At 59.0% G+C, this 2,315-nt stretch carries 3 protein-coding genes; 2 read left to right on the top strand and 1 reads right to left on the bottom strand.

Features of this window, described 5'->3' with window-relative positions; genetic code table 11:
- The coding region (locus tag EN935_RS31675) for a GntR family transcriptional regulator (protein WP_164771516.1) at positions 1-622 on the bottom strand (622 nt) is incomplete at its 3' end.
- Between EN935_RS31675 and EN935_RS41025 the strand changes: the two genes are divergently transcribed.
- Both EN935_RS41025 and EN935_RS31665 read left to right on the top strand, forming a co-directional pair.
- Positions 561-1,433, top strand: a complete 873-nt coding sequence (locus EN935_RS41025; protein ID WP_348629920.1) for a GntR family transcriptional regulator — start codon at positions 561-563, stop codon at positions 1,431-1,433. The genes EN935_RS31675 and EN935_RS41025 overlap by 62 nt on opposite strands.
- A 638-nt stretch (positions 1,434-2,071) precedes the next feature.
- Positions 2,072-2,315, top strand: a 244-nt coding sequence (locus tag EN935_RS31665; protein ID WP_164771514.1) for an ABC transporter substrate-binding protein, incomplete at its 3' end; no start/stop codon positions are given.

Below are 2,315 nucleotides of genomic sequence, written 5' to 3'. Positions count from 1 at the left end.
CCCCCATTGCCGCCATTGCAGCGTCTGGATCACGGCGTTCCACCGCATCGAGAATTGCTCGGTGCTCGGCCGCACCTGGCGCCAGCCGATCCGGAATGACGCGAGTGTCGAAGATGTGCGTGCGGCGACGAAGGTCGCGTATGTTGCTGACGAGGGGCCGGTTCTGTGAGGCCTCGGCGATTATGCCGTGTACGAGGTCATCGGCATTCCAGTGTTCGACCGTCGTGGGCGATGGCTGTTGTACAAGCTTGGTGATCGCGCCGCGCGCTATGGTCAACTTTTCAGCGGACACTCCATGCCCGGCCGCAATGCGCGCCGCTTCACATTCCAGGAGTTTCCGAACCTTGAGTATCTCTACGAAATCGATCACTTCAAGCCTGCTCACACTTGGTGATCGGTTTTCATTAAAGCAGACGAGGCCCTCGGATTTAAGTTGCGCCAATGCCTCGCGAATGGGAGTGCGTGACAATCCCAAGGCTTCCGCAAGTCGCCGCTCCTGCAAGGTCGACCCCGCAGGCAATGCGCCACTCATTATCATTGACAGCACCCGTCCGTATGCGATGTCGCGAAGGAGCGCACTTTCTCCGTGGTTTACCAAACCTGCATCGGATCCAAATTGCATTCGGCACCTTTTTCTTCGGCGGTCATGCCAAAAGTGTCCTACAGGTATACCAAGCCTGTTGTCTACAACGCCTTACAGCGAGGCGCTGCACAAATGCCGTGCACAAGGAGAAAAAGTGCTAGCTGGACGACACTTTTTTGGGGGTAGTTGCTTAATGATTGATCAGAAGTCGCCAGGACCGCGGAACAGCCAAACCAATTTGGGCTATACCCGACTCCTCCAAATGATCCTGGACGCCAAGCTGCAGCGCGGTGTGGTGCTGAACGAGAGACGGCTTGCCTCACTCGTCGGAGTGTCGCGCACGCCGTTGCGTGTGGCCATTGGACGGCTCCTCTCGGACGGTCTACTCATCAGGAGCCCAAGCGGGGTCATGACCCTCGATGGAATAGACCTGCAGCGGTTCGCGGAGATTCTTGCGCTGCGCCGTATCCTCGAAGTCGATGCAGCGGTCCTTGCAGCGGGCAGGGCTGATGAAAGCCGCATCCGTGGCGCAGAGGCCGCCTTAGAGGCTGCATCGTCCCGTAATCCCCTATCCGGATATGAGGCGTGGCAGGCCGATGAGAGCTTCCACCACTTCATCGACGAGATGGCTGGCAACCGGTTTGCCACCTCGCTCATGGCCGACTTCAGGCTTCTCAGCCACGCACTGAGCGGCGGTGAGTTGGGCCGGCGCATCGAGCGCGCTCACAGCGAACATAAGGCGATCCTTTCCGCTGTCCGCAACGGTGGTCCGCAGGCGGCGCGCAAGGCCATGGATGAGCATCTCGCGGCCGAGCGGGATACAGTGATGGACGCCGTCTTCGGTCGCTAGCCGGGCAGGGCCGAAACCACCGGCGGTTCCAAGGTCTTGCACTGTTTCTCGATTCGCAACTCGGCTGAGCCAAGCCAGCGGTTTCGAGACCTTGTTCGACCAATCCGCGATCGCTCTGCAGCGCGCCTGGTGCAGACGTTCGCCAACACTGTCGCACGCGTCGATGTCTGGGCGGTTGGCGTAAAAAGGGCTTCTCGAACTTCATCCTCATCTGGCCAAGCCCGAGCTAGATAGGCAAGTGCGAATCGCCGTTCTCGCCGTCGGTCAGATCGAAAGCGACGGTATGGCCGCCGACCCGCGGGGCAATCGGCATTCCGCACAACGTCGACGAAAAGCAGCCCCCTGTTTGCAACGCTTTGCGCGCACCGAGCAGATCATTGAAACGGTCAACGCTTCAAGCACGTCGCCTGCCCTGTGCACTAACAAGGCGCAATTTCTAATCCTTCGTCGCTGCCGGCGGATTCAGGCCGGTTAATCCATCCGCATCGTCAACGCGTGCCCGTATGTGGAAAATCAGCTTGCGGCGAGGGTAAAACGATGCTTATTTTCCGGTGTCGACCGATTGGATACCAGACGGATACGAAACGTTTGCCGCACCTTAACGCGGTCTGCAACCAGAAAAAAATGGGGAACTACCAATGGCTATGAAACTTCAATACTCAGCGCTGACCCGCAGGGTGCTGCTTTTGGGCAGCGTTGCTCTTACATTGTCAGCGGCGGCGCCGACGTGGGCGCAGGAACTTGAGAAAGTCTCGGTGCGCCTGGACTGGCTGCCCGGGGCGGATCACGCCGCGCTTTATCTTGCCAAGGAGCGGGGCTACTACAAGGACGGGGGTCTGGATGTTGAAATTCTCCCGGGACAGGGCAGCACTAGTACCATCC

The organism is Mesorhizobium sp. M7D.F.Ca.US.004.03.1.1 (assembly GCF_003998635.1).
GTDB classification, from domain to species: Bacteria; Pseudomonadota; Alphaproteobacteria; order Rhizobiales; family Rhizobiaceae; genus Mesorhizobium; species Mesorhizobium loti.
This window is presented reverse-complemented; position numbering and strand designations above follow the sequence as displayed.

What these genes read in the sequence shown, in the direction of transcription:
- EN935_RS41025 (WP_348629920.1), top strand. Translation starts at nt 561, where the DNA reads ATGTCGCGAAGGAGCGCACTTTCTCCGTGGTTTACCAAACCTGCATCG.